Here is a 25,956-nt window from a genome sequence, read left to right as displayed (position 1 = left end):
CCTTATCTTAGTAACGTAAAATAGTTAAACTTAGAATATGAACTTAATATATGATTTTGAAATTTAAAAGATATTAAATTTAATCTACAAAAATTCGAATATTATTTTAATGATTAAATTAATGTAGATACTAGCGTTTTTTTTAATCATAATAATTATAAAAAAATTATAATTTATGATTTTGAACTTCTAAATTTACCCTTTTAAAACTCTTTTGATGAAACGTCACTATTTCTACAAGTATCTTTTCTTTTTCATAGTAGCTTTTTATTCCTTAATACTCAGCCAATTTGGAATGGAAAATTATGATACTGGTTATATTCCTAGTTTTTCTTGGAGAATTATTAATGGAGAAGATGCTTATCAAGACTTTATTTACAAAGGCCCACCTGTTACATTATACCTAAATGCATTGCTTATGAAGCTGCTTCCAATATCGGGACAGTTCTTTTTATTTAGAATAATTACTTATGTAATTTTTTCTATACAAGTATATTTATGTGTATCGGCATTCGATAATTTATATGATTTTAAAGCTATTAGAATAAACAAATGGGCTGTTATGTGTATTTGTTTTATGGTTTCATTATTAAATTTCTCACCCTACCCGTGGCCTACCTTAGACGGGCTTTTCTTTGTTTCAATAGCTTTTTGGCTAATGTCTGAACAAAAGCAATTTCAATTCTTTAAATCTTTCACAATTGCTTTTCTGTGTCTTTTATGTGCTTTTACTAAGCAATCATTTTATTTAGTTCCTTTTCTTTTCATACTTTGGTTTCTTATTGAATATGGTTTGAAAAAAGCAATTATATTTTCAATCCTAACACTATTTTTATTGAGTATATTCCTTTTAGTTATCTCATCTATTACAAGCTTGAGTAATTATGCAAATCTAACTACGGGAGAAACAACACTTCAACAATTATACAATACTGGATTTAGCAATTATGTATTTATGCCTTGGCACTTATCTTTACCAATCTTTATTCTAATTGGTTTAAGCATATTTTTTTATCTTAAAAAAACAAAACAAGAATTTACGGTACTAGCGAAACCATTCAAAGTAGTTTTTCTTATACTTTTTGCCATTAGCATTTTTCTTTCTTTCTTTAAAATTGAATTAGCATCTAGAGTTGGATTCAACACTGGCTGTATTGGTATTTTATATCTGTTTTTTTTTAAGAAAAAAAACTTCAAATATATTTTCCCCTTAATTGTAAGTTTAGGCATTAGTTGGTCTGTTTCAATAAGTTTGGGCTATCCTTACCCAATCTTATTTGCTACAGGAATTATTTTAACACTAATTATTGTTTTATACAATATGGAAATATTTTACTTTAAAGTATATATTCTTTCAACATTATCAATATTGCTAACCTCTATAGCTCTAGTTGCTTTTTCATATAACTTATACCCCTATAGGGAAAAAAATATTTTTAATCTAACTTATTCACTTGGAACTATTTCTCCCAAACTAAAATATATTAAAACCAATAAAGAAAATTTTGAAAAGCATCTTGATTTAAAAGAGCTCATAAAAAAATATGGCAATAGTATTATAGTTGCTCCAAATTTCTGTATGACTAATTATATTTTTGACAAACAGAGTCAACTCCCAGCAGATTGGATAATCAACACAGAAGTAAATAGAGAATTCGATAGATTTATCAAGTTAGCCGCCAAAAAAGAAAACTATGTATTTCTAGAAAAATCTTTTGTAAAAGAAAAATCTTTTTTAGTAGACGAAGATGCTGATTCTAGCTATATTGGAAGGTATATATATTTTAATTTTAAAAAGGTAGATGAGACCGAACACTTTTTAATTTACAATTCATTAAAAAAGAAATGAAAAAATATTTGAAGCTTATTCGTGTTGAACAATATATTAAAAATGCTTTTGTTTTTGCACCACTGTTTTTTGGTAAAGCATTTCTAAACCCATCCCAATTATTGAGTACTCTTATTGCTTTTACTCTATTTTGTTTCGCAGCTAGTAGTATCTATATTCTTAATGACTATTTTGATATAGAAGAAGACAAACTTCATCCTGAAAAACGCAATAGACCTTTGGCTTCAGGGACAATCAGTATTCGAAATGCATTTATCCTGATGGTTATATTTTCAGTCGGAACATTAATAACATCTTACTATTTTTCATTTTATTTATTTCTCATATTATCATTTTACATTTTCCAAAATTTCCTTTATTCAAGGTGGCTGAAGCATATCGCAATATTAGATGTAAATATTATCGCAATAGGATTTGTTCTTCGAATACTTTCTGGTGCAATAGTAACCGAAATAAAGCTTTCCATCTGGATATTGCTAATTACTTATATTTTTGCTTTATTTATCGGATTTGCGAAAAGAAGATCGGATGTAATTTTAGCTCAAAACGGACAAAAAGTTCGTAAAAATATTGACGGATATAATCTAGTTTTTATAGATATTACACTTGGTGTCCTATCTTCTGTACTTATTGTAAGCTACATTTTCTATTGTATTTCTCCAGAGGTCCAAAAAAATTATCATTCGGAACTACTTTATCTTTCTATACTTTTTGTAATCAATGGTATTCTCAGGTATTTAAAATTAGCACTCGTAAATCAATCAACATATTCCCCAACCTTAATTGTTTTAAAAGATTTTTTTTTACAAATTATTATATTGTGTTGGATTCTTTTAATGAGCTATTTATTATATGTCAATCCATGAAAACACTTGCGCTTTTTGATTTTGACGGAACACTATATAAAAAAGACAGCCTAATTGAGTTTACTAAATTCAGCAAAGGTGTTTTTGCGTTTTACGGAGGAATAATCTTTCTATCTCCTTATCTAATTGCCATGAAGATTAAATTAATGTCTAATGAAAAAGTAAAAATTAAGTTTATCTCATATTTTTTTGGTCGTATGAAAGAAGCTGTTTTTTTAAACTTTTGTGAGAGTTTTGCTTTAAATCATATAAGTAAAAATCTAGACCCTAAACTTTTTTTTTCTTTTATCAAACACCTTGAAAATAGAGACACTATTTATATAGTTACCGCTTCAATTCCCGAATGGATAGCTCCTTGGAGTAATAAATTTGGCGTGGAGGTAATTGGAACAAAAATTGAAATTATAGATTCATCATTGACTGGAAATTTTTCTTCTAAAAATTGCTATGGCAAAGAAAAAGTCAATCGGATTACCCATGAAATTAACCTTGATAATTTTACTTCTATATATACTTATGGTTCGGGAAAAGGTGACGCCGAGATGTTAAAACTTTCTAGACTCTAGTTATCAATTCTTTTAAATAAGGTTTTTCTAAAATAAAGAACTAAAACAACAAGATAAAGAAAATAAGTAATACAATGTGCCATAACAACACCTTCAACTTCATACATTCGAGCTAGAAAATAGCTGGATAACAAAAACATAACTAAAGATAGTATTTCTGTTACAATAAACGCCTTAGTCATTTTTTTAGCAATAAACTGATACGCTAATATAAGGGAAGCGACCTTAAAGGCATCTCCTAACAGTTGCCAAAAAAACAATCCTTCTACGGGGATAAATTCTTTTGTGAATAATGCTCTAATTATAAAAAAACGCAAAAAATAGATTACTGTTAGCCCAATGATAAACACTGGAAGAATGATTTTAAAAAAATTCCAAAACAAAGCACTCGTTTCTTCCATTCTTTTGGCAACAGAAAGCTTTGGCAAATAATACACTGATATCAGTGTGGTAACAAACATCAAATAATAACCTGAAATTCGGGTTATAGACTCCCAATAACCAGCTTCTTGTATTCCTACAGTAGCAATAACATTTTTACGAATCGTGAGATAAACAAACGACCCAAAAATCCCTGAAAAAAAAGCCATCAACGAATAGGAGGAGAGGTCTTTTATAACTGAAAAATCAAATTTATTCTTCCTTACTATGTTCAAGATTAGAAATTCTTTATTGATAAAATACAAGGTAACAAAGAATAATAAGGAAGGTGTTATGACAATGGCTAACAAAGCTCCAACGGTTTGAAAACGTGTAATTAGCAAAAGAGAAACTAGTATGCCAATAATATTACCAATAATATTAATGTAAATAACATTCTTAAATTTTCCTAAACCATTAATAATTGCTAAAAAAAATATCGATAAGGTATAAAATGGAATAGCTATTGCCAAAACCTTGAAAACAAAGGAATATTGATAATCGTCTCCAAAGATTTTATGATTGAAAAAATCTGCAAAAAAAAGCAAAGTAATACTCAACAGAATGGCAACAGCTAAAAATGCAATAAAAACAGTTGAAAGTATTTTATTCAATCTTTCTGTATAATCCTTATTTTCTGCAACAGTTTTGATAATACCTCCATTCAAACCAATTGTGGCAATACTCTCTATGGAAGTCATAAAATTTCGCATATTACCAACCAAGGCCATACCTGCTGGGCCAACAAAAACCGCTATAACTTTTGAAGTAATCAATCCAATACCAATTTTAATCAAAATGCTCACACTGTTGAGTGAAGAGATTTTGAATAATTGCGTTTTCAGTATTTTTTTGATAAAATTCAAATTAATATTGATTTAAAATCTTAACAACAAAATCAATCTCCTCCTCCGTCATAACCGGACTTATAGGTAAACTCAAAACTTCATCGTGCATTTTTTTTGTTATTGGAAATGACAAATGATTAAACTGTGCCAACGCTTTCTGCTTATGAGGCGGAATTGGGTAATGAATCATGGTTTGAATTCCATTTTCGGCTAAATAATTTTGCAATTCATCTCTTTTTTGAGTTCGGATGACAAACAAATGAAAAACATGATTTTCTGAACCATCATAAAAAGGCAAGACTATCTTACTGTTTTCTATTTCGGATAAATAACGTTTTGCAATGGTTCTTCTGATGGCATTTTCCTTGTCCAGATAAGGTAATTTCACACTTAAAAAAGAAGCCTGGATTTCATCCAGACGGGAATTTACACCTACAAAATCGTTTTGGTATTTTGTTTCAGAGCCATAATTCCGTAGCGAATAAATCATTTTTGCAAGCTCGTCGTCGTTGGTTGTAACAGCTCCAGCATCGCCTAAAGCTCCTAAATTTTTCCCTGGATAAAAACTAAAACCTGCGGCATAACTTAAATTTCCGGCTTTTTTTTCTTCCATCTTCCCACTTCTAACTCCCATCTTACATCCATGTGCCTGTGCAGCATCTTCAATAACCAATAAATTATTTTGACTAGCAATCGTATTTATTCTTTCCATATCAGCCAATTGTCCATAAAGATGAACGACCAAAATTGCTTTCGTTTTTGGGGTGATGGCTTGCTGTATTTTTTCAGGATCTATATTGAATGTTTCCTCATTTGGCTCCACCAAAACGGGAACCAAATCGGCTTCAATAATTGCCAGAATCGAGGCGATATAGGTATTTGCAGGAACAATCACTTCATCTCCTTTTTGCATTTTTCCGAGTTGGATTGTTGCTTTGAAAATCAAGACCAAGGCATCAAGTCCGTTTCCGACACCCATGCAATGTTTTGTGCCGCAATATTCGGCAAATTCCTTCTCGAAAACTTTTACACTTTCACCAAGAATATACCAGCCTTTGTCCAGAAAAGCTTCGAACTTTTTCTGAAACGCTTCTTCATATTGCAGATTTATTTTGTGGAGGTCGAGAAATTTTATCATAGCGAAAGGGAATAAAAATCCTGATTATAAACCGAACATCCTAACTCTTCTTTTTGCTTCAACAAGCCCGTATTATAGCCTTTTTCGTTGTTTTCGGTCACAGTTCCCATATCAAAAAAGGAAACTTTATCCTTAAATTCATTGATTAAATTTATGAATAGAAAATCCAACGCTCTAATCTTTTCGCCTTGTAAAGTTGTAGCTCCATATTGTGATTTGACTACATTTCCGAAATGAAAAAGGGTGATTCCGGCAACAATTTCATCTTCAAAATAAGCATTATATTGGATGATATTTTCAGGGAATCTGTCTCCCAACAACTGTATTTCCTCTTTTGTATGAACCGGATTTGTATCGTGCTTTTCCTGCAATCGCGGAACCAAAACCCTATCCCAAAACGATGCAAACGAATTTTCTTTTCTTATTTCAATATCCATTTCTGAAATACGCCTAAAATGCTTCATCTTGCTTTTGGAAATTTTAAGTTCAGTCCGAAAATCAATCGCCAAATTCAAATCTTTTCGATATAAAACAGCCTTTTTCTGAAATAAAATATAATCAATTTCAAGCGAAGATTTCTTGCTGTAGATGGAAATTATCGGCTTGTAGAAAATGGTCTTGAAATTGTTTTCTTTCAAAAAAAGAATCAAATTATTGAAAACAGTCTCAACTTCTTCTGCATTTAATTTATCGTCATACACCAAACCGCCATACGTCAAACCTTGATGCGAAAAAAGCGTGTCCTCAATCCGATTGGCAGGCAAAACAGCCACCCATTTTTTATCTTCTTCTACAATCAATGAAAAATCCTGAAAACGATCCTTATGGTAGTCCATAAAATCCCTATGAAACAGGAAGGTAGCATTTTTGGCATTGCTTATAAAAGCATTCCAGGATTCAAAATCTTTGGATTCGTAGGGTCTGACGGTGTAGTTTTTCACATTCAAAATTTAAACATCGGAAAATTACGAATTAGGAATTAAATATGAGGAATTAAAAATTAAAAAATACATTCAGAAATCTATTTGACAGGAATCTTTCATTTACAAATTATTACTATCTTTAAAATCTTAAAAACAAATCACTTTTAGTGAAACTGAAATTACTACATATTTATTGCCTTCTTTTTGTTCTAACTGCCTGCAAAATAGTTGCCCAGGATATTTCGCTTTATCAGCAATTCAACGGACGATATGATTTTACGGCCGTGGGAAACACGCTAAATCCTGTAGAAAACAATACGTCCTCCATCTGTAACATCTTCAATACATCATCAGAAACTTTGGTTCTATCTGCCGGAGATGTGGTGGAAAAAGCCTTTTTATATTGGGCAGGGTCTGGAACTGGAGATCTTGAGGTGAAATTGAACGGTGTTACCATCAATTCCCAACGAACTTTTCCGCTTTTCAAAAACAACCTTAATTATTTTTGTGCTTTCGCAGATGTGACCACACAGGTTCAAAATACGGGTGCTGGAAATTATACCCTTTCTGAATTTGATTTGGCGAATCTTGTTGGAGCTGGTTCTGGTTATTGCAACAACAGTACTAATTTTGGCGGTTGGGCAATTGTTGTGATTTTCAAAAACGAAAATTTACAAATGAACCAACTCAATGTTTATGATGGTTTGCAAGGGGTTTCCAATACAGATACTAATATAACGCTTACTTTAGACAACCTAAATGTTTTAGACAATGCTGGAGCAAAAATTGGTTTTGTGGCTTGGGAAGGTGACAGAGACTTGTCTAATGACGAAAACCTAACCTTCAACGGATTTGATTTATTCAATGATTTGAATCCTATAAACAGTGTGTTTAACGGAACTAACAGTTATACAGGTTCAGAAGAAATGTTCAACATGGATTTGGATGTTTTTAATATAGAGGAATTCATCCAGATTGGACATCCAACGGCAATCATAGAGCTGACTTCACTTCGGGATTTTGTGATGATCAGCACCGTTATTTCCAAACTCAACAACCAGCTTCCGGATGCTACTATTGAACTCCATAGTGCCAATAACGAGTGTTTTTCGAGAAGAGTGATTGTTGATTATACCGTCAGTAATTTCAACAGTACCGATGTGCTTCCTGCCGGAATCCCGATTGCCATCTATGCAAATGACATCTATATTGAATATGATGAAACCACCCAGCCAATTCCTGTCGGCGAAAGCCAAAACAAGACCATAACCTTGAATATTCCCGAAACAATTCCAGATGATTTTACATTGACGTTCATTGTGGATGAGTTTCAAAATGGCGAAGGAATCCAGAAAGAACTTGATGAAGACAATAATGTTTCGAATACATTGGAAGTTTCCCTTATGGGAAGTGTTGCCTTTAATTTGCTCGAAGATATCACGATTTGCAATGCCGGTTTAGGAAAAACTTCTTTTGATTTTTGGGATTATATTGATGCCGTGAAAACCAATCCTACTGATGTGGTGAGTTTCTACACCAATTTTCAAGAGGCTTTGATAAAGGTAAATGCGGTTCAAGATCCTGCTAATCATATCGTTCAAGCCAATCCAGAAGAGATTTTTGTGAGGATTGAAAACGACCAATGCTACTTAACAACTTCCTTTCTATTGAAGACTAAAAATTGTCCGCCAAAAGTTTACAATTATGTTTCTGCAAATAATGATGGCGACAATGATACTTTTTTTATAGAAGGCTTGCGGGATGTTTTTGTGAATTTTCAACTTCAGATTTACAACCGATGGGGTGCTTTGGTTTGGAGTGGCAACAACACTACTGAGGACTGGTATGGCTTTTCAAATGAAGGAAGTAGAATTTCAGGCGATAAATTAACGGAAGGAACTTACTATTACATCCTCAACTTGAATGACCCGGAATATCCGAATGTGTTGACTGGTTTTATTCACTTAACACGATAGAAACCGACACTTTTTAAGTCATTACTTCTTTTCCAAAGCCGGAAGGTACCATTTGAATTTCACCGCCATCAAACGTAATACAATCATTACCAAGGAAGTAATAAGATACAAAACATCTTGATTGAGATTCAATTCCCTCAAACCAAAGAATAAAACTCCACCAATTATACAAATCGTGGCATAGATTTCCCTCCTGAAAATTACAGGAATGTCGTTGCAAAGAATGTCGCGAATAACTCCACCGAAACAGGCTGTCATCGTTCCCAAAGCAATACAAATCACAGGATCAAGACCAATGTTAATTCCTTTTTCTAATCCGATTAAAGTGAAAACGCCCAAGCCAATTGTATCAAACAGAAATAATGATGTTCTCAATCGGTCTAATTTCTTTCTGAAAATAACTGCCAAGAAAAATCCAGCTGTAATGAGATATACATAATTCAAATCCAGCATCCACCCTACCGGAGTTCGTCCGATCATGATGTCACGCAAGGTTCCGCCACCAACCGCTGTCACAAAGGCAATGATAAAAACCCCAAACGGATCGAGCTTTTTGTTCATGGCCGTCAAAGCTCCCGACATTGCGAAAGCCATAGTACCGATGATGTCGAGTAGATAGAACATTTTAGATTTTAGATTTTAGATTTTAGATTTGGAATTGAGGATTTGGAATTGAGGATTTGGGATTGAGGATTTGGGATTGAGGATTTGGGATTTGGGATTTTCGCAACCAACAACTGATAACTCATAACTGACAACTCCTCCTACATATTCTGAGTATAATAATTATAATCCTTCAAAACCGTCTTGATAAAATCTGCATCATTTCCGGATTGGTTTTTAATTCCCGTTACGGTTTCAATTTTATCTTTTAATTTTCTTGTAATTTCATAATCTTGGTGCTTTTTGGCCCTTTCAAAATTATCTTTTATGATCCTCACATCATTATCGGAAAGCTTGATTACCAATGGATAAACAGGGACGTAATCGTCGTTTATATCTTCGAGAATCGTACTGTTTATGCTGATGTCGTTTTTTAGACTTATAATGGCTGTACCAGCGGCAATGTCTCCCAAACGTTGCGATTTATCGGTAACTACTATAGAGATAAAACCCACTGTACCCGACGTGAAAACAATATCTACCAGCCTGAAAAGCCATCTAACAAAATAATCGCCAAAACTGGCCTGATAACCATCAATTTTTACAACCTTAATCTTTAGCAATCGTTTTCCGAGGGTTTGTCCATCAAATAAACTTTCCCAAAAAATACTGTAGAACGTTATAGGAATAGTAATAAGAACCATAATTGCACCAGCCGACCAACCGTCCATTTTGTCCATTGCATCACCTAAACCTGAATAATACAAGAGCGTCATGGCTACAATAAAATAGGCAATAATAATCAGCAAATCGGTTCCAAATGCCAATATTCGCTGGCCAATTGAAGCTGCTGTAAAATTTATGTTTACATTTTGTGTTGTATTTATAGATAATTCTGACATATTTTATATTTTAGCCTTTAATGAGAGAAGTTGCCTTCATAAAACAAAATAAAGAAAAATGGCTTGAATTTGAGCAGGCTATTTTCGGTAAAGCTAAAAAAAATCCTGATGAAATGGCTGGTTTATACATACATTTAATCAACGATTTGTCGTATGCTCAATCCTATTACCCTAAAAGTAAGACTGTTGTCTATCTAAATTATTTGGCGTCACAGATCTACCAAAAAATCTACAAGACCAAAAGACAGGAAACCAACCGCATCGTTTATTTCTTTTCTACTGAAATACCTTTGCTGATGTATCACTACAAAAGATATGTCTTGTATGCTTTCCTGCTGTTTTTTCTCTTCGTTGGCATGGGTGTTCTCTCTGCAAAGTATGATGACAATCTCGCCCGACTCATTATGGGCGACGAATATGTAAACAAAACCCTAGAAAACATCAAAAACGGCGATCCTGTTGCCATCTACAAAAGCGGAAGTAACTGGGGCAGTTTTATCGGAATCACGATGAACAATCTTCGGGTTGGAGCCATTTGCTTCCTGTTTGGAATTTTTGGAGGAGTTGGGACTTTCTATATTTTGCTTCGAAATTGCATGATGCTCGGTTCGGTTCAATATTTCTTTTATCAAGAAGGTGTTTTTTGGGAAAGTGTCCAGGGAATCTGGCTTCATGGCTCGATGGAGATTTTTGCCATCGTGATAGAATCGGCAGCCGGACTTTTATTGGGTGCTTCCATCCTATTTCCAAAAACCTATTCGAGATTCACTTCCTTTAAAATGGGAATGAAAAACGGGCTGAAAATTTATTTGAGTACCATTCCATTTACCATCGCGGCAGGTTTCATAGAAGGTTTTGTAACAAGATATTCACTTGAAATGCCCAATTGGCTGAATGTTCTCATCATCCTTTTTACCCTATCACTCATTTCATTCTACTATTTGATTTTGCCTTTTATGGTGGCCAAAAAATTAAAATCCCAAAACATCATCCCCTCCCTTGACTAAATTATTCTACATATTGCTTTTTCTTTTTTCTGCCGAATTTTATGGTCAGGATACTTTGGCCAAAGTCGAAAATGACGGCGTGCTTTATACCGAAAAAGACATTAAAATCGACACTTCAAAAGTAGAAAAACTTCATTTTGAACCTTCTTTCAAAGAAAAATACGATTCTGATGATTTTGTTTATGAGGAAAAAACCAAACAACAAAATATCTGGGAACGCTTCAAAGAATGGCTCGCTGATTTGTTTTCCCGACTTTTCGGAATTACAAATAATGAAACAGCCAAGGATACTGTTGTAATCGTGATGCGAGTCATTGCCGTATTGCTTATTTTATTTGTTGTTTACCTGATTGTGAAGGCGATAATGAACAAAGAAGGCAAATGGATTTTCGGAAAAAACTCAGACAGAAGACTCATCAATTATGATGAAATAGAAAAAAACCTTCATTTGGTTGATTTCGAAAAATTAATCAAGCAAAGCATACAGTCGGGCGAAAAACGACTGACTATTCGCTACTACTATTTATGGCTGTTGAAAAAAATGTCGGAGAAGCAAATCATTGAATGGGATGCAGAAAAAACCAATTCGGATTATTTATATGAGATAAAAAGCGAAAATTTCAAGAAGGATTTTGCCTACCTCTCCTATTTGTACAACTACATCTGGTATGGCGAATTTGAGATAGACGAACCTACTTTTGAAAAGGCTAAAAAAGCATTCGAGAAATCAATTCAATCAGTTTATTAATGGACAAGTCGCTAAAAATATATGTCGCTTTCTTGGTGTTGCTTTTGTCGGTAATCGTCATTATTGACATCAATGCTCCAAAGCCAATAAACTGGACACCAACCTATTCCTTGTCGGATAAAAATCCGCTTGGGATGTATGTTTTCAATCAAGAAGTTGGTTCACTGTTGAAGGACCGAAAAATCGAAAAAATCAACATCACACCTTATGAATATCTTGAGCCTTTGTATGATTATGATTCATTGGTGAACACCTACGAAGCAAAAGGATCATTCCTCATCATCAATGGTTTTTCAGTATTGGATTCAGAATCCATCACCGAGCTTTTTTATTTTGCCGATCATGGAAATGATGTTTTCATCAGCATGAAATCCTTCCCTTATCAATTGCTTGACAGCTTGAAGATTGAAGTTGGAACTGATTTTGAATATACCGACAACTCCAAACTTTGGATGGCAAATCCAGCATTAGGAGAAACAAAATATGATCTTAAAGAAGGAATAGGAAACACCTATTTTTCTAAAATCGATACTCTAAACACTACTGTTTTAGGCTATCAAGGAAACAAGGATAAAAATACAAACTTCATCAAAGTTCCTTATAAGAATGGGAATTTCTATCTGCATTCGCAACCTGCGGCATTTACCAATTTTCATCTTTTGAAAGACAATCATCATGAATATGCTTCAAAAATATTGTCGTATCTGCCGAAAGAAAATGTATATTGGTACACCAAAGACATTTATGGAAACAGTATTTCACAATCGCCTTTAAGGTTTATTTTTAGTCAACCTGCATTAAAATCTGCTTGGTATTTATTCTTATTGGGATTTGTAGTCTTTATTATTTTTAACACAAAAAGAAAACAGCGAATTGTTCCGATTATAAAACCTTTGGAAAACACCACCATCGATTTTACCAAAACCATCGGAAATTTATATTTTCAGGAAGGCGACCACGATAACATAATGGACAAGAAAATCATTTATTTCTTGGATAAGATTCGTCAGGATTATTTATTGGACACCAATATCTTAGACGATCAATTTATTAAAAAATTACATCTGAAAACGGGAAAAAAGATCGAAGACATTCAAAAAGTCGTTTACCTGATCAACCATCATCGAAAAGGAAATTTTGAAAGCGTTGAAAGTGATTTGATAGAACTTAACAGCATAATAGAAAAAATAACCAACTAATGGAAAATACAGAAAGCAACAATACTCCAGAAAACGAAAATGTAAATTTCGAATCAAGATTAGACTTGAGCAAATTGCAGGAAAGCATCCAAGAAATCAAGGCAGAATTGGGTTCTGTCATTGTTGGACAGGAAAAAATGATCGACCAATTATTGGTGGCTTTTTTATCCAACGGACACGTTTTGTTGGAAGGAGTTCCGGGAGTGGCCAAAACCATCACGGCAAAATTATTGGCAAAAACATTGCAGATTGGTTTCAGCCGAATTCAATTTACACCCGATTTGATGCCATCGGATATCTTGGGAACTTCGGTTTTTGATTTGAAGAAATCAGAATTTGAATTCAAAAAAGGACCGATCTTCTCGAACCTTATCTTGATTGATGAAATCAACCGTGCTCCAGCAAAAACACAGGCTGCCTTGTTTGAAGTAATGGAAGAACGCCAGATTACGATTGACGGATCCACTTATATTTTGGACACGCCATTTTTGGTAATTGCCACTCAAAACCCAATCGAACAGGAAGGAACCTATCGTTTGCCGGAAGCCCAATTGGACCGTTTCCTGTTCAAGATTTCTATTGATTATCCGAAATTATCCGAAGAAATAATGATCATCCAAAGAGAGCATAATTTGCAGGATCAAGGGAAATTGCAAAACATCAGGACGTTGCTTTCGGCAGATGAAATCAAGCACTACCAATCGCTAGTGAAGCAAATTGTTGTGGAGCAAAATCTATTGGAATATATTGCAAAAATCGTTATCAATACTAGAGAAAATGCGTTTTTATATCTAGGTGCTTCGCCTCGTGCATCGATTGCCATCTTGAATGCAGCCAAAGGTTTTGCAGCGATTCGTGGAAGAGATTTTGTAACACCTGAAGACATCAAGGAAGCGGCAATTCCGGTTTTGCAACACCGTGTTATCGTGACACCAGAACGTGAAATGGAAGGTATTACAAGTGTAGAAATCATCAAACAAATATTGGAATCAGTTGAAATTCCTAGATAAAAAAACTGAAATTTGAAGCTCATCAAAAAACTATATATCAATAATTTCTTTTTCTACGTGCTGTTGGGCATCATAGCCTTATTCGCCTTTGCCTTTATGTTTCCGGCATTGTATGAGGCAACTTGGTATTTGTTTTTAATTGTTATGACGTTTTTGGTTTTGGATATTATGATTCTATTTTTGGCCAAAACCGGAATCGAAGCCACCAGAATCACACCGGAAAAATTATCGAACGGAGATGAAAATCCTATAAACGTCAGCATCAAGAATTATTATTCTTTCGGAATTTCTGCCAAAATAATCGATGAGATTCCTTTTCAATTTCAAGTGCGGAATTTTGAAATTATCCGAAAAGTAAAGGCTTCTTCACAGGACGAAATCAACTATTACCTTCGTCCGACAGAACGTGGCGAATACTCATTTGGAAACCTGAACATATATGTTTCTTCGCCTTTAAGGCTGATTTCTAGAAGATTTACGTTTAATAAAGATCAGATGGTTCCTACTTATCCTTCGTATATTCAATTGCGGAAATACGATTTGATGGCTTTTTCGAACAATCTTTTTCAATATGGTGTGAAGAAAATTCGAAGGATCGGCCATACAATGGAATTTGAGCAAATCAAGGAATATGTTCAGGGAGATGACATCCGGACTTTGAACTGGAAAGCAACGGCAAAGAAAAACAGCTTGATGGTGAACCAATTTCAGGACGAAAAATCCCAATCGGTTTATATGGCGATCGATAAAGGCCGATTGATGAAAATGCCTTTCAATAAGCTGAGTTTGCTGGATTATGCCATAAATGCCACATTGGTTCTGTCGAATATTATTCTGAAAAAGCAGGACAAGGCGGGAATGTTTGCCTTTTCTAAGAAGGTAGAAAATCGCGTAGTTGCCGAAAAACGTTCGTCACAAATGCAAAATATTCTGGAAAGTCTTTACAACATCAAAACCGACTTTTTTGAAAGTGATTTTTCGCGTTTGTATGTCGATATCAAGAAAAACATCAACCAAAGAAGTTTGATTATTTTGTATACGAATTTTGAAACTTTGGACAGTTTACACCGTCAATTGCCTTATTTGAAAGGAATTGCAAAAAATCATTTGTTGGTTGTTGTCTTTTTTAACAATACCGAATTGAACGACCTCATCAATAAAAAAGCCGAAAACATACAAGAAGTGTACGACAAGGTTATCGCCGAAAAATTTGCCTTCGAAAAGCGATTGATTGTGAGCGAACTCAAGAAATATGGCATCTATTCGGTACTGACACAACCTGAAAATCTTACTTTGGATACAATTAATAAATATTTGGAAATCAAGGCGAGAGGGATTTTATAATTTTAGATTTTAGTTTTTTGAAATCTTATTTAATTCTGTGAATCTGTGGCTAAACTCCGAAACTTACTAACTTTACCCCTCACAACTTCAGCAACTTTAAAAATGAAACAAATCACCTCAACACAAAATCCCTTCATCAAAACACTAGTGCAATTGCAGGAAAAAGCAAAAACCCGAAAACAATCCGGTACTTTTTTGATTGAAGGAAAGCGCGAAATTGAGTTGGCCATCAAAGGAGGTTATGAAATTGAAACCGTTTTATTTCTGCCAGAGTTGATACAGCCCAGCCAAATAACCAAATTAACCAATCAAAAGATTGATTTCATAGAAATCAACAAGGAAGTCTATCAGAAATTGGCCTATCGTGACACTACCGAAGGCGTTTTGGCGGTAGCCAAATCAAAATCATTGGCATTAAAAGATTTGAAATTAGGCGAAAATCCATTGATTGTAATTGCTGAAGCTCCTGAAAAACCCGGAAATATTGGAGCTATTTTACGAACTGCCGATGCCGCCAAAGTTGATGCCGTTATCATTGCCGATCCAAAAGGTGATTTATTCAATCCAAACATCGTTCGTTCGAGTGTTGGGTGCTTGTTTACCAACCAGATTGCCACTGGAACCACAGATGAAGTGATTGCTTTTTTAAAAGAAAATAAAATCAATTTCTACAGTGCCACTTTACAGAACTCTACTTTCTATCATACACAGGATTACACTACTCCAACCGCTTTGGTTGTGGGAACTGAAGCAACAGGACTTTCACAAAAATGGCGTGACGAAGCTACTCAAAACATCATTATCCCGATGCAGGGTGAAATTGATTCTATGAATGTTTCGGTTGCTGCTGCGATTTTGATTTTTGAAGCGAAGAGACAGAGGGGTTTTAGGAATTTTTAATGAGATAATAGGTCTTGTTATCATTTCCGTGTTTTTCAATCAGATGTAATTCAACAGCCTTTTTTAAATCTCTAGTCGCTGTAGCCGATGAAATATCCTTGAAAACATTCATGTAATCCTTTCTGTTGAATTGTTTTTTGCCACTCTTCACAAAATAATCAATCCTGTCATGTGCCGTTATTGTACGATTATTAAACCTCAAAAGTTCTGCCAATGACTGATCGATTACATCAAGCATATACTCAATAAAAAAAGTTGAATTTCCGACCCTGTCGCACAAAGACAAGACTTTATAATATTCAGCTTGCGTTTTACCAATCAATGTTTCAAAGGGCAAAAACTCAAATACTGGATATTTTTGCAATAAAATAATCGTTTGCCACAACCTTCCCATACGTCCGTTTCCATCTAAAAAAGGATGAATAAATTCCATTTCATAATGAAACACACAACTTTTTATAAGTAAAATTTCTTCTGATTTTTTGAGATAAGCAAACAAGTCTTTCATCAAATAGGGAACATTTGTGGCTGGAGGTGCAACATGAGCTACTTCCGACCCTTGAACAATTCCAACTCCTCTAGTTCTGTATTTTCCTGCTTCGGGTATCAAACCTTGCATCATGAAACGATGTGCTTCCAAAAAAGACTTTTCTGCAACCCAATTAAATCGGTCTAAATCTTCATAGACTTTGATTGCATTTAAAACTTCTAATATATCTTTTTGAGGACCAATAATTCTTTTATTCTCTACTAATGCCGTAATCTGGTCTTGCGTCAACGTATTGCCTTCTATTTGCAAGGAAGAATGGATGGTCTTGATTTTATTTTGCTTTCTTAAGGTTGGTGATTGCTTGTTCAGATAAGTCGCATTTACTTCTCCAATTTTTTCTGAAATTGAAGCTACAAGGTTTATTATTTTTGGGGATATATCGTAAGGAGGTTTCATTGATGCCATCATTTGATGCTATCAAAAGTATAAGATTTCTTCTGGATGTGCAAATTCGAATCAACAATTTTATAAATAAACGATCCGAATGATAGTTACCACCTGCTAAAAGAATAGCGGAGCCTTAATAAATCATAGCCATGACCTACCGAACAATAAGGTAGACCTAACAAAATCGTAGGTCTCACCTACCAAAACCATAGGTGGGCCTACTTAAATGATCGGTCGAGTATAGCCCTTTATATACTCCTCCTGTTTAATGCAAAGCGACCTCCTATCAAAACTGTAACTGTAGCTAACCAAATCGCAAGTGTTACTTATCAAAACAACAGGCAGACTTATCTCAATCGTAACTATCCCCTGCCAAAACAATAGGAAGACCTATCCAAATTATAGGTCTCACCTACCTAAACCATAGGTGAACCTATCCTACCTATTTGGTGCTGTATAAGTAAGGATATGCTGTCCTTAGGTAATCCATAGCACTACCAGACTATTCGTTTAAACTTGTATCAATAAAAAAAAATCAAACCAATTACAACTTTTTGGCTTCGTTCCAAAACACATCCATTTCGGCTAAGGTCATGTCTGCTAAAGGCTTTCCTAGTTCGGATGCCTTGCTTTCGAGGTATTGAAAGCGTTTGATAAATTTTTTATTGGTACGTTCCAAAGCATCTTCGGGATTTACATTCAAAAAGCGGGCATAGTTGATCATCGAGAACAAAACATCGCCAAATTCAGATTCAATCTTGTCCTGGTTTCCTGCTTCAACTTCTACCTTCAACTCTTCAATTTCTTCCTGAACCTTGTCCCAAACCTGATGTGGTTCTTCCCAATCAAAACCAACTCCTTTTGCTTTATCCTGAATTCTAGAAGCTTTTACCAAAGCCGGCAAACTTCTCGGAACACCTTCCAAAACAGATTTCTTGCCTTCCTTCAGCTTCAGCTTCTCCCAGTTTTGTTTTACTTCTTCTTCATCCTTAACCTCAACATCTCCATAAATATGAGGATGACGGTGGATGAGCTTTTCGCAGATTTCCATGCAAACATCGGCAATATCAAAGTCGCTGGTTTCGCTTCCTATTTTCGCATAAAAAACAATATGCAACAACAAATCGCCCAACTCTTTTTTGACTTCCTGCAAATCATGGTCTAAAATAGCATCACCCAATTCGTAGGTTTCCTCGATTGTAAGATGGCGAAGGGTTTGCAGAGTCTGCTTTTTATCCCACGGACATTTCTCACGCAAATCGTCCATAATGTCTAATAATCTGCCGAAGGCTTGAAGCTGGATTTCTCTGGAATTCATAATGAAAAGGTTTTGGTAAAAATAAGAAATCCTGTCAGGAAAATTAGCCTGACAGGATTATATTATGGTAAGAAATATCGAATTTATTCTTTAGTTGCTTCCGCTTCTTCTGCTGGAGCTTCTTCCTTAACGGGAACTTCTTTAGAAACCATTCCTTTTGCCTGAAGCATGTTGTACCAGTTTAGTACTTTCTTAATGTCCGAAGGATACACCCTGTCCTGATCATAGTCTGGAAGGATCTCTGCAAAATAGGCAACCAAAGTTGCATTGTCTTCTTTATGCGAAGGTGCAGGACCATTATCTTCCTTGATGGCGATGTTACGCATCACTTCAACAAGTGGTTTTTCTTCACTTACTGTATAAATAGAAATTTCTGACAACAAACTTACATTGCTTCTCAATCCAACCGTGATTTTTTTACCGTCAATCAAAGATTCTGCAACAAAACCTGAACGGGTTTGCACTTTTAAGGCATATAAACCTGGCTTTCCTGAAATTGCTAATATTTTATCTAAATTCATTTTAGTATTATTTATTTTTTATTAGTATTATTTATTTTAATAACTGAAAACTGTGACTGCTAACTGAAAACTACCTCCCTTTCTTAGGTGAAGCAAACTTCATTTTATAATCCGGACGCGTCTTGCCTTCCATGATGTTCTGAAGTTTCTTTTTGATCAGCTGTTTTTTCAAAGAAGATATTTTATCGGTAAATAAAATTCCTTCAATGTGATCGTATTCGTGCTGGATTACTCGTGCTCTCAAACCATCATAAACTTCAGTATGTTTTTTGAAATCTTCGTCATAATATTCAATCGTGATTTGTTCGTTTCTGTAAACATCTTCACGAACTTCTGGAATACTAAGGCAACCTTCGTTGAAACCCCATTCTTCGCCCTCTTCCTTTAACATTTTGGCATTGATAAAGGTTTTCTTGAAACCATTCAATTGCTCTTGTTCTTCTTTTGACAAATCCTCATCGTCACTAAAAGGCGTGGTATCTACAATAAACAGGCGAATTGCCATTCCAACTTGCGGAGCGGCCAACCCAACTCCGTAAGCGTTATACATTGTTTCGTACATGTTTGCAACGGTTTCTTTCAGGTTCGGATAATCCTGCGGAATATCTTCTGCCATTTTTCTTAAAACCGGATCGCCATATCCTACAATTGGTAAAATCATTTTCAAAATTTTAAGTATTACGCATTATCAAAAAGAGTGCCTTGATGAAATACGGACGGCAAAAATAGTGAAAAAAGATAACAGATGATAACCTTTTGCTAATATAGAAACTTTTTAATTCTTTATTTTTTCAAAGCTTAAATCTCCTGCATTCCTTATCTTTGTAAGGCAACCTTTCGAAATGATTAATTCAGTTAAAAATTTTACCGACCAGACCAATTTTACCAATGCACTAAAGGTTACAGTTGCTGCGGTTTTGCCTGTCGTATTATTTGGGTATTTAGATTTGTTTGACATTGGTTTTAGAATTGCCATCGGAGCCATCCTTACCTATCCGAGTGATATTCCGAGTAATTTGAAACACAAAATCAATGGTATTCTCGTGGCCATTTTAATCATTGTAGGTTCTGCCATATTAGTAAATGTTACCTATCCGTTTCCTTGGATCTTTTATCCTTTTCTCGCTTTTATATTGTTTTTCCTTTCGATGATTTCTGTGTATGGACATCGGGCTACAATGATTTCCTTTTCGGGATTGTTGTCGGTTTGCCTCGCATTCGGACACTTGAATACCGGATTGGATATCCTAATTAATGCCGGATATATGTTGGCCGGAGGATTATTCTATTTGATTGTTTCCCTGACTTTTTACAGAATCAGACCTTATAGATATGTAGAATTACAAATTGCCGAATGCATCAAATTGACTTCAAAATACTTGAAATTAAGAGGTAAACTCTGGGATGCCGATGCTTCAAGAGGAGAAATAATCGAGAAGCAATTGTATTTGCAAGTCGAATTGAACACTATTCATGAGAATTTAAGAGAAATTTTGATTCGAAACCGTTCCAATTCGGGAAGCTCGAATCAAAACAGGAAAATGCTGATTGTTTTTGATTCCTTGCTTGAAATCCTGGAACTCGCCCTTTCTACTTCTTTCGATCATAGCAAATTGCACGAAAAATTCAGTGCTTTTCCAAAGGCGTTGGCTACCTATCAGAACCTTGCCTATAATCTTGCTTCAACACTAAAAAAGCTTTCTAAATCATTACAAGACAAGACCAAATATGTTTCCAAACACCATCTTTTTCAGGATTTGGAAGCTCTTGAAAAAGGCATCTTGGAATATGAAAAAGAACTCGGAAAAGAAGAAGCTTCGGAAGGCGTACTGATGCTCTCAAACATGAGGGATTATGCCGAAAGGCAAATTGAAAAGATCAAAGTGGTTGAACGTGCTTTTACATTAGCCACCAATCCGCAGGATTTGAAAGGAATTGAAAAGGATTTGGAAAAATTCCTCTCGCCTTTGTATTATCCTTGGAGTACGTTGAAAGAAAATTTGAGCTTCTCCTCCACTATTTTCAGGCATTCCCTTCGGTTGACCATCACGATTCTGCTTGGTTTTATCATCGGAAAATTATTGCCCTTTCAAAACGTCTATTGGATTTTATTGACCATTGTTGTGATTATGCGACCTGGTTACGGATTAACCAAACAACGTTCCTACGAGCGTATTTTCGGAACTATTTTAGGTGGAATAATTGCCTTCGGAATCATTTCGTTTGTGCATAACAGCTTTGCCATAAGTTCTTTTGCCATTATGGCGATGTTGCTGGGTTTCACATTTACACAAACGAATTATAAAGTTGGAGCAACTTTCGTGACCATGTATGTGGTTTTTATTTATGGAATGCTTACGCCAAATGTAAACGAAGTCATCCAATACCGAATTTTGGATACTGTCGTTGGAGCTTTGCTTGCTTTTACAGCAAATTATTTCCTTTGGCCTTCATGGGAATTCCTCAACGTTCGAATGTTTTTGGAAAAATCCATAAAGGCCAATCGCGATTACATCAAGGAAATTTCTGTTTTTTACAATCAGAAAGGAGAAGTTACTACTTCTTATAAATTAGCCAGAAAACAAGCCTTTATCGAAATTGGAAACTTGATGACTTCATTTCAAAGGATGACACAAGAGCCAAAATCCAAGCAAAAACACATGCCACAGGTGTATAAGTTGGTAGAATTGAACCATACCTTGGTTTCCTCCTCGGCTTCATTGGGAACGTATATCCAAACGCATCAAACCAGCAAGGCTTCGGAAGCTTTTAATGTGGTGGTGGAAACCGTCCTGAAAAACCTTGACAATGCAATGGAAGTGTTGCATTCAGACGGTGAAAATTTATTGCTCAACACGATTCAGAAAGCCGATTTGGAAGTTCGCTTCACGGAACTGAAAAACATCCGAGCGAAGGAATTGCGGGATAATACTAAAGATGAAAATGATTTTCAATTGAAGATGAAGGAAGCCCAACTGGTTATCGAGCAATTGATTTGGCTCACCAATTTATCCGAAAGCATCCTGAAAGCTACCCGAAAACTTAAAATCATAATCTAGAACTTTCTCGAAAGATAATCCTGAAGCATTATTGTAGCCGATATTTCATCAATCAAAGCCTTGTTTTGGCGTTGCTTCTTTTTGAGTCCGCTGTCGATCATGGTTTGGAACGCCATCTTTGAAGTGAAACGTTCATCTACCCTTTCAATCTTCATTTCAGGAAAAGCATTTGTGAATTGAGCTACAAACTTTTCGATGATTTCCGTGCTTTGAGACGGTTCTCCATTCATTTGCTTTGGTTCGCCAATGAGTACCTTCTCTACTTTTTCCTTGCCAAAATAATCCTTTAAAAAAGCAATAGCCGTTTCAGATGGAATGGTCGTCAGTCCGGATGCTATGATTTGCATTTCATCGGTAACGGCAATTCCGGTTCGTTTTTGACCGTAGTCTATGGCTAGGATTCTTGGCATAAGATTGTTTTTGGAGGCAAAGATAGGGTTTTGTGTTAAGTGTTTTGAAATTCACAGCCATCTGATAAGAATTTTATAACATCTGTAATTTATAGTATAACATACAGGTAATATTTCATTGCTAATTTGGCTAAAGAAATTAAAACAAAACTTAACCTCAAAAATAAAATTACTATGGACTCAAATTACATCATCGGAAGATTAAAATCAACTCGTTACCAATATCCAACTGTCGATTTTTTACGAACAAGATTGAAAAACTTGGAAGAAAGCAAAAGACAGGAAGTTATTTCCCGCTTAAAAATTGAGCTTTGGAAAGAACGTAACAACGATATCCACGAGCCTCTTCAGGATTTATTATACAGAATGCCGATTGCATCTTAAAACTTCACAAAACGCTCTAGTAAAATTTGCTAGAGCGTTTTTTTTTATACTTTGTTTTTCTCCCATTCCCATTTCAGCAAGGAGAAACATTCGGAATTTTCATTTTTTCCTTCTACTACATAATCCTCCCGCATTGTTCCTTCTTTAGTAAACTTAAAGCGTTCCAGTAATTTTATGGATGCAATATTCCATGTTGCAGTTAGTGCTTCAACTCTGTGAAGTTCCAATGTAGTGAAGCCAAAATCCAGCACTTTTGTAACTGCTTCCGACATAATTCCCTTTCGTTTGTCTCGATCGTGTTTCAGGTTATAAAACAATTCAGCACGTCTGTGGGATTTGTTCCAAGTATGAAAACCGCAATCGCCAATAATCTTATTCGTTTCCTTGTTATATATCAAAAAATAAAACAGCGAAAGACGATGCGTTTCCATTCCGCCTTCGTGCATATTCTTCAAATGATTGTATCCGCTTTCATCTGCATTAAAAAACTCTTTGATTTCCGCTTCCGTGTTTTCCTTAAACAGCGTGTTTATGATTTGGGGAGTTATGCTTTTGAGCAAGAGCCTTGGAGTTGTTATTTCGATTTGATCCATATTCAAAAAATTATATGTAAAATTAAACATATAACTTTAATTTAGGATTTTACTGATTTTAATAATTCCTAGTAAAGTGACTTTGATTATATTTGAATGTAATTAATTCCATAAAATCAAATATGCAACACAAAGCCAAATCAATCCGACCTTTTATAGGAGCCAAGGATTTTGAAGTTTCAAGAAGTTTCTACCGTGACTTGGGCTTCAAGGAGAATGTTATAAGTCCAGATATGTCTTATTTTGATTCTAATGAACTTGGTTTCTATCTGCAAGATGCCAATGTTAAGGATTGGATTGACAATACGATGGTTTTTATGGAAGTGGATGATGTGGAACGCTTTTGGGAAGAGCTTTTGACCTTGGACCTAACGAGCAAGTACCCTGATGCAAGGTTAGTCCCTGTCCGGAAAATGGATTGGGGAAAAGAATGCTTCGTTCACGATCCGTCGGGAATCTTGTGGCATTTTGGGGAGTTTTATTAATTAAAGTAAACCATCACATCTCCGGCCAATACAAAACGTTGAATTTATGTCCGTCTGGATCGGCAAAGCAAAAAGTATAGCCTTTTTCAAAATCCTCTGGTTCGGAAAAAGTGGTTCCGCCAATGTTCCGCACTTTTTCAAACCATTCCTCCACCTCATCCCTTGTATCGGCCGACATTGAAAAGATGATTTCATTTTGAGTTTTAGCATCAACAACAGTACCTTTCATTGCCTTTCCTATTCTTTCTTTCGAAAAGAAATTAATCACGAAATCATTTTCTGCAAATATAAAACTTGCACTTTCTTTTGAATCGAATGTGCCGTTGGGTTCAAACCCAAGATCCGTATAAAATGCCGTTGTTTTTTCTAAATCTTCCGAAGCCAAATTGGCCCAAATCATGGTAGGTTTCATAGCTTTACTTTTTCTACTAAACTACGATAGGATGAAGCTTTTTTGCTTATACGTTTTTCCTAAAATATTACACTATTTGTCGGAGTCGTCATTTTATTTACTCTGACATCTAACAAAAAATGCGAAGCTCTTATACTTCGCATTCCTATTTTTGTTTCGCTTTGATTATTCCGTTGGAACTTTCGACATATCCATAAAGAAAATTTCCCAGGTGTGACCGTCAAAATCTTCTATGGTTCGCTGTTGCATAAAACCATAATCTCTCATTTCTGTTGGTTCAATTCCGCCAGCTTTTAGTCCGTTTTCCATCGTGGTGTTTACTTCCTCCACACTGTCAAAAGACAACGAAAAAAGTCCTGCCACAGCTGATTTTGTGTCGGCAATTGGCTTGTTTATAAAACTTGAGAACTTTTCGTGCGACAGGAGCATCACATAGATGCTTTCACTCCAAACCATGCATTTTGCCGTGTGATCCGAAAATTGAGGATTGTTTGAAAAACCTAAAGCGGTATAGAAATCCATAGACTTTTGCAGGTCGCTAACTGCCAAATTGATAAAAATTTGCTTTGTCATTTTTTAAATTTTAAGAGTTGTTTTAAGAGTGTTATGCATCCGGAATATTCGGTTCTACCAAACGCTTCAGCTTGTCCAGCGATTCCTGCCAACCCAGATAACACATCTCGGCCGGAATTGCATCGGGTATTCCTTCCTGTGTTATCATGAGTTCTATACCAACGCTTACTTCACGCAATTCAACAGTTGTGATGATTTGTCCCGGAAAATTAGGATCGTCAAATTTGTCGGTATATTGCAGCTTTTTATTGGGAATAATTTCCAGATATTCGCCACCAAAGGAATGGCTGTTGCCTGTTGAGAAATTGGTAAACGACATCCTGTATTTTCCTCCCACATTGAAATCCGAACTGTGTACCTTGCATGTAAAACCGTAAGGAGGAAACCAGAACGCCATTGCATCCACATCTGAAAATGCCTTAAAAACTTTTTCTGGAGGTGCCGTTAAAACCCTGTGAAGTGTTACTTTATTCTTTTCCATAGCATCATAGTTATTTTTATTACTTATTGTTTATTATTTATTGATATTTACTTCGTCTGAAGATTAAAAACTGTTCCTGCCGGATCTTGTATCCAATGCATGTTCTTAGGAAGCGCTTCAAGTTCGTCACACGTTTCCACACCATTCGATAGTAAATATTCCGTTGCTTTTTCAACATTTGGAACAGTCAGTTGTAGCCAAGTTTCGGAATGTGTATAACTGTCAACACAATCCAACCAGATTATATTATGTCCGAATTTCACTTCGTGGGTTCTAGAAACGGTAGGATTGGTAATGGGTTTTTCCTCTACTTCTAACTTCAGAATATCTTTGTAAAAAGCAACCGTCTTTTCGTACTTACTTTTCGGAATCTTTATCGCGATGTTGATTCCGGCTTCAAATTTTATATCCATTTGGTAGGAGTCTTTTATTGATTTATTGTTCTCTCAAATTTAAAAAGAAACCCCTTTAGAATTCCTGTGCA

At 35.1% G+C, this 25,956-nt stretch carries 28 protein-coding genes; 13 read left to right on the top strand and 15 right to left on the bottom strand.

Annotated features, from left to right (window positions below):
* Positions 1-217 precede the first annotated feature (217 nt).
* Genes J2X31_RS08215 through J2X31_RS08205 form a run of 3 tightly spaced genes read left to right on the top strand, consistent with a single transcriptional unit; the run spans position 218 to position 3,281 of the window.
* The gene (locus J2X31_RS08215) at positions 218-1,849 is read left to right on the top strand and encodes a hypothetical protein (protein ID WP_310025903.1); all 1,632 of its coding nucleotides are present in this window, start codon (positions 218-220) and stop codon (positions 1,847-1,849) included.
* Positions 1,846-2,715: a decaprenyl-phosphate phosphoribosyltransferase gene (locus J2X31_RS08210; RefSeq protein WP_310025902.1), complete on the top strand. Its 870-nt coding sequence runs from the start codon at positions 1,846-1,848 to the stop codon at positions 2,713-2,715. The genes J2X31_RS08215 and J2X31_RS08210 overlap by 4 nt, the downstream gene beginning before the upstream one ends.
* Positions 2,712-3,281 carry an HAD family hydrolase gene (locus J2X31_RS08205; RefSeq protein WP_310025901.1) on the top strand — a complete coding sequence of 190 codons (570 nt, stop codon included), beginning with the start codon at positions 2,712-2,714 and terminating at the stop codon, positions 3,279-3,281. The genes J2X31_RS08210 and J2X31_RS08205 overlap by 4 nt, the downstream gene beginning before the upstream one ends.
* Here J2X31_RS08205 and J2X31_RS08200 read toward each other — a convergent pair.
* From J2X31_RS08200 to J2X31_RS08190, 3 genes are all read right to left on the bottom strand, one after another.
* A complete protein-coding gene (locus tag J2X31_RS08200) occupies positions 3,278-4,507 on the bottom strand; it encodes an O-antigen translocase (protein ID WP_310026136.1) in 1,230 nt (409 codons plus the stop codon). The two genes, J2X31_RS08205 and J2X31_RS08200, sit on opposite strands and share 4 nt — an antisense overlap.
* Positions 4,508-4,568: 61 nt before the next feature.
* On the bottom strand, positions 4,569-5,687 hold the full coding sequence (locus tag J2X31_RS08195; protein WP_310025899.1) for a DegT/DnrJ/EryC1/StrS family aminotransferase: 1,119 nt from the start codon (positions 5,685-5,687) through the stop codon (positions 4,569-4,571).
* Positions 5,684-6,628, bottom strand: coding sequence for a GNAT family N-acetyltransferase (locus J2X31_RS08190; protein ID WP_310025897.1), 945 nt, complete (start codon positions 6,626-6,628; stop codon positions 5,684-5,686). Before J2X31_RS08190 ends, J2X31_RS08195 begins: the two co-directional genes overlap by 4 nt.
* A gap of 149 nt (positions 6,629-6,777) precedes the next feature.
* Here J2X31_RS08190 and J2X31_RS08185 point away from each other — a divergent pair, with 149 nt between their 5' ends.
* Positions 6,778-8,586 (top strand): T9SS type B sorting domain-containing protein, encoded by a 1,809-nt coding sequence (locus J2X31_RS08185; protein WP_310025895.1) that lies wholly within the window; start codon positions 6,778-6,780, stop codon positions 8,584-8,586.
* 21 nt (positions 8,587-8,607) lie between these two features.
* Here the strand turns inward: J2X31_RS08185 and J2X31_RS08180 are convergent, their stop codons facing one another.
* Together J2X31_RS08180 and J2X31_RS08175 are read right to left on the bottom strand one after the other, a co-directional pair.
* The gene (locus J2X31_RS08180; protein ID WP_310025894.1) at positions 8,608-9,210 is read right to left on the bottom strand and encodes a trimeric intracellular cation channel family protein; all 603 of its coding nucleotides are present in this window, start codon (positions 9,208-9,210) and stop codon (positions 8,608-8,610) included.
* Between the two features lie 140 nt (positions 9,211-9,350).
* Positions 9,351-10,091 carry an RDD family protein gene (locus J2X31_RS08175; protein WP_310025893.1) on the bottom strand — a complete coding sequence of 247 codons (741 nt, stop codon included), beginning with the start codon at positions 10,089-10,091 and terminating at the stop codon, positions 9,351-9,353.
* Between the two features lie 20 nt (positions 10,092-10,111).
* Between J2X31_RS08175 and J2X31_RS08170 the strand changes: the two genes are divergently transcribed.
* The 6 genes from J2X31_RS08170 (at position 10,112) to J2X31_RS08145 (ending at position 16,299) form a co-directional block, all read left to right on the top strand.
* On the top strand, positions 10,112-11,098 hold the full coding sequence (locus J2X31_RS08170; protein ID WP_310025892.1) for a stage II sporulation protein M: 987 nt from the start codon (positions 10,112-10,114) through the stop codon (positions 11,096-11,098).
* Positions 11,091-11,846 (top strand): DUF4129 domain-containing protein, encoded by a 756-nt coding sequence (locus J2X31_RS08165; protein ID WP_310025891.1) that lies wholly within the window; start codon positions 11,091-11,093, stop codon positions 11,844-11,846. Before J2X31_RS08170 ends, J2X31_RS08165 begins: the two co-directional genes overlap by 8 nt.
* Positions 11,846-13,045: a DUF4350 domain-containing protein gene (locus J2X31_RS08160; protein WP_310025890.1), complete on the top strand. Its 1,200-nt coding sequence runs from the start codon at positions 11,846-11,848 to the stop codon at positions 13,043-13,045. Before J2X31_RS08165 ends, J2X31_RS08160 begins: the two co-directional genes overlap by 1 nt.
* Positions 13,045-14,055 carry an AAA family ATPase gene (locus tag J2X31_RS08155; RefSeq protein WP_310025889.1) on the top strand — a complete coding sequence of 337 codons (1,011 nt, stop codon included), beginning with the start codon at positions 13,045-13,047 and terminating at the stop codon, positions 14,053-14,055. Before J2X31_RS08160 ends, J2X31_RS08155 begins: the two co-directional genes overlap by 1 nt.
* Positions 14,056-14,067: 12 nt before the next feature.
* The gene (locus J2X31_RS08150; protein WP_310025887.1) at positions 14,068-15,399 is read left to right on the top strand and encodes a DUF58 domain-containing protein; all 1,332 of its coding nucleotides are present in this window, start codon (positions 14,068-14,070) and stop codon (positions 15,397-15,399) included.
* A gap of 102 nt (positions 15,400-15,501) precedes the next feature.
* Entirely contained in the window at positions 15,502-16,299 is a 798-nt protein-coding gene (locus tag J2X31_RS08145; protein WP_310025886.1) for a TrmH family RNA methyltransferase, read from the top strand.
* Here J2X31_RS08145 and J2X31_RS08140 read toward each other — a convergent pair.
* The 4 genes from J2X31_RS08140 to def all read right to left on the bottom strand — a co-directional run bounded on the left by J2X31_RS08140 (position 16,286) and on the right by def (position 19,736).
* The gene (locus J2X31_RS08140; protein WP_310025883.1) at positions 16,286-17,245 is read right to left on the bottom strand and encodes a Fic family protein; all 960 of its coding nucleotides are present in this window, start codon (positions 17,243-17,245) and stop codon (positions 16,286-16,288) included. The two genes, J2X31_RS08145 and J2X31_RS08140, sit on opposite strands and share 14 nt — an antisense overlap.
* Before the next feature lie 535 nt (positions 17,246-17,780).
* Positions 17,781-18,554 carry a nucleoside triphosphate pyrophosphohydrolase gene (gene mazG, locus J2X31_RS08135; protein WP_310025880.1) on the bottom strand — a complete coding sequence of 258 codons (774 nt, stop codon included), beginning with the start codon at positions 18,552-18,554 and terminating at the stop codon, positions 17,781-17,783.
* An 83-nt stretch (positions 18,555-18,637) separates the two neighbouring features.
* Entirely contained in the window at positions 18,638-19,075 is a 438-nt protein-coding gene (locus J2X31_RS08130; RefSeq protein WP_310025878.1) for a DUF5606 family protein, read from the bottom strand.
* A gap of 70 nt (positions 19,076-19,145) precedes the next feature.
* A complete protein-coding gene (def, locus tag J2X31_RS08125) occupies positions 19,146-19,736 on the bottom strand; it encodes a peptide deformylase (RefSeq protein ID WP_310025875.1) in 591 nt (196 codons plus the stop codon).
* Between the two features lie 181 nt (positions 19,737-19,917).
* Here def and J2X31_RS08120 point away from each other — a divergent pair, with 181 nt between their 5' ends.
* Positions 19,918-22,134 (top strand): FUSC family protein, encoded by a 2,217-nt coding sequence (locus tag J2X31_RS08120; RefSeq protein WP_310025874.1) that lies wholly within the window; start codon positions 19,918-19,920, stop codon positions 22,132-22,134.
* On the opposite strand, the gene ruvX is transcribed toward J2X31_RS08120, so the two are convergent.
* Positions 22,131-22,544, bottom strand: a complete 414-nt coding sequence (ruvX, locus tag J2X31_RS08115; protein WP_310025873.1) for a Holliday junction resolvase RuvX — start codon at positions 22,542-22,544, stop codon at positions 22,131-22,133. The genes J2X31_RS08120 and ruvX overlap by 4 nt on opposite strands.
* Positions 22,545-22,718: 174 nt before the next feature.
* On the opposite strand from ruvX, the gene J2X31_RS08110 reads away from it, so the two are divergent.
* A complete protein-coding gene (locus J2X31_RS08110) occupies positions 22,719-22,928 on the top strand; it encodes a hypothetical protein (protein WP_310025872.1) in 210 nt (69 codons plus the stop codon).
* Between the two features lie 44 nt (positions 22,929-22,972).
* Here the strand turns inward: J2X31_RS08110 and J2X31_RS08105 are convergent, their stop codons facing one another.
* Complete coding sequence (locus tag J2X31_RS08105) at positions 22,973-23,551, bottom strand: GNAT family N-acetyltransferase (protein ID WP_310025870.1); 579 nt, start codon at positions 23,549-23,551, stop codon at positions 22,973-22,975.
* Between the two features lie 92 nt (positions 23,552-23,643).
* Between J2X31_RS08105 and J2X31_RS08100 the strand changes: the two genes are divergently transcribed.
* Positions 23,644-24,006 carry a VOC family protein gene (locus tag J2X31_RS08100; RefSeq protein WP_310025869.1) on the top strand — a complete coding sequence of 121 codons (363 nt, stop codon included), beginning with the start codon at positions 23,644-23,646 and terminating at the stop codon, positions 24,004-24,006.
* Positions 24,007-24,019: 13 nt separating this feature from the next.
* Here the strand turns inward: J2X31_RS08100 and J2X31_RS08095 are convergent, their stop codons facing one another.
* From J2X31_RS08095 to J2X31_RS08080, 4 genes are all read right to left on the bottom strand, one after another.
* Positions 24,020-24,418: a VOC family protein gene (locus J2X31_RS08095; protein ID WP_310025867.1), complete on the bottom strand. Its 399-nt coding sequence runs from the start codon at positions 24,416-24,418 to the stop codon at positions 24,020-24,022.
* 165 nt (positions 24,419-24,583) lie between these two features.
* Positions 24,584-24,991 (bottom strand): VOC family protein, encoded by a 408-nt coding sequence (locus J2X31_RS08090; protein ID WP_310025866.1) that lies wholly within the window; start codon positions 24,989-24,991, stop codon positions 24,584-24,586.
* 31 nt (positions 24,992-25,022) lie between these two features.
* Positions 25,023-25,472: an SRPBCC family protein gene (locus J2X31_RS08085; protein ID WP_310025865.1), complete on the bottom strand. Its 450-nt coding sequence runs from the start codon at positions 25,470-25,472 to the stop codon at positions 25,023-25,025.
* Between the two features lie 47 nt (positions 25,473-25,519).
* Positions 25,520-25,885 carry a VOC family protein gene (locus tag J2X31_RS08080; protein WP_310025863.1) on the bottom strand — a complete coding sequence of 122 codons (366 nt, stop codon included), beginning with the start codon at positions 25,883-25,885 and terminating at the stop codon, positions 25,520-25,522.
* Between the last annotated feature and the right edge of the window lie 71 nt (positions 25,886-25,956).

The sequence above is a fragment of the Flavobacterium arsenatis genome (assembly GCF_031456785.1).
GTDB lineage: Bacteria > Bacteroidota > Bacteroidia > Flavobacteriales > Flavobacteriaceae > Flavobacterium > Flavobacterium arsenatis.
This window is presented reverse-complemented; position numbering and strand designations above follow the sequence as displayed.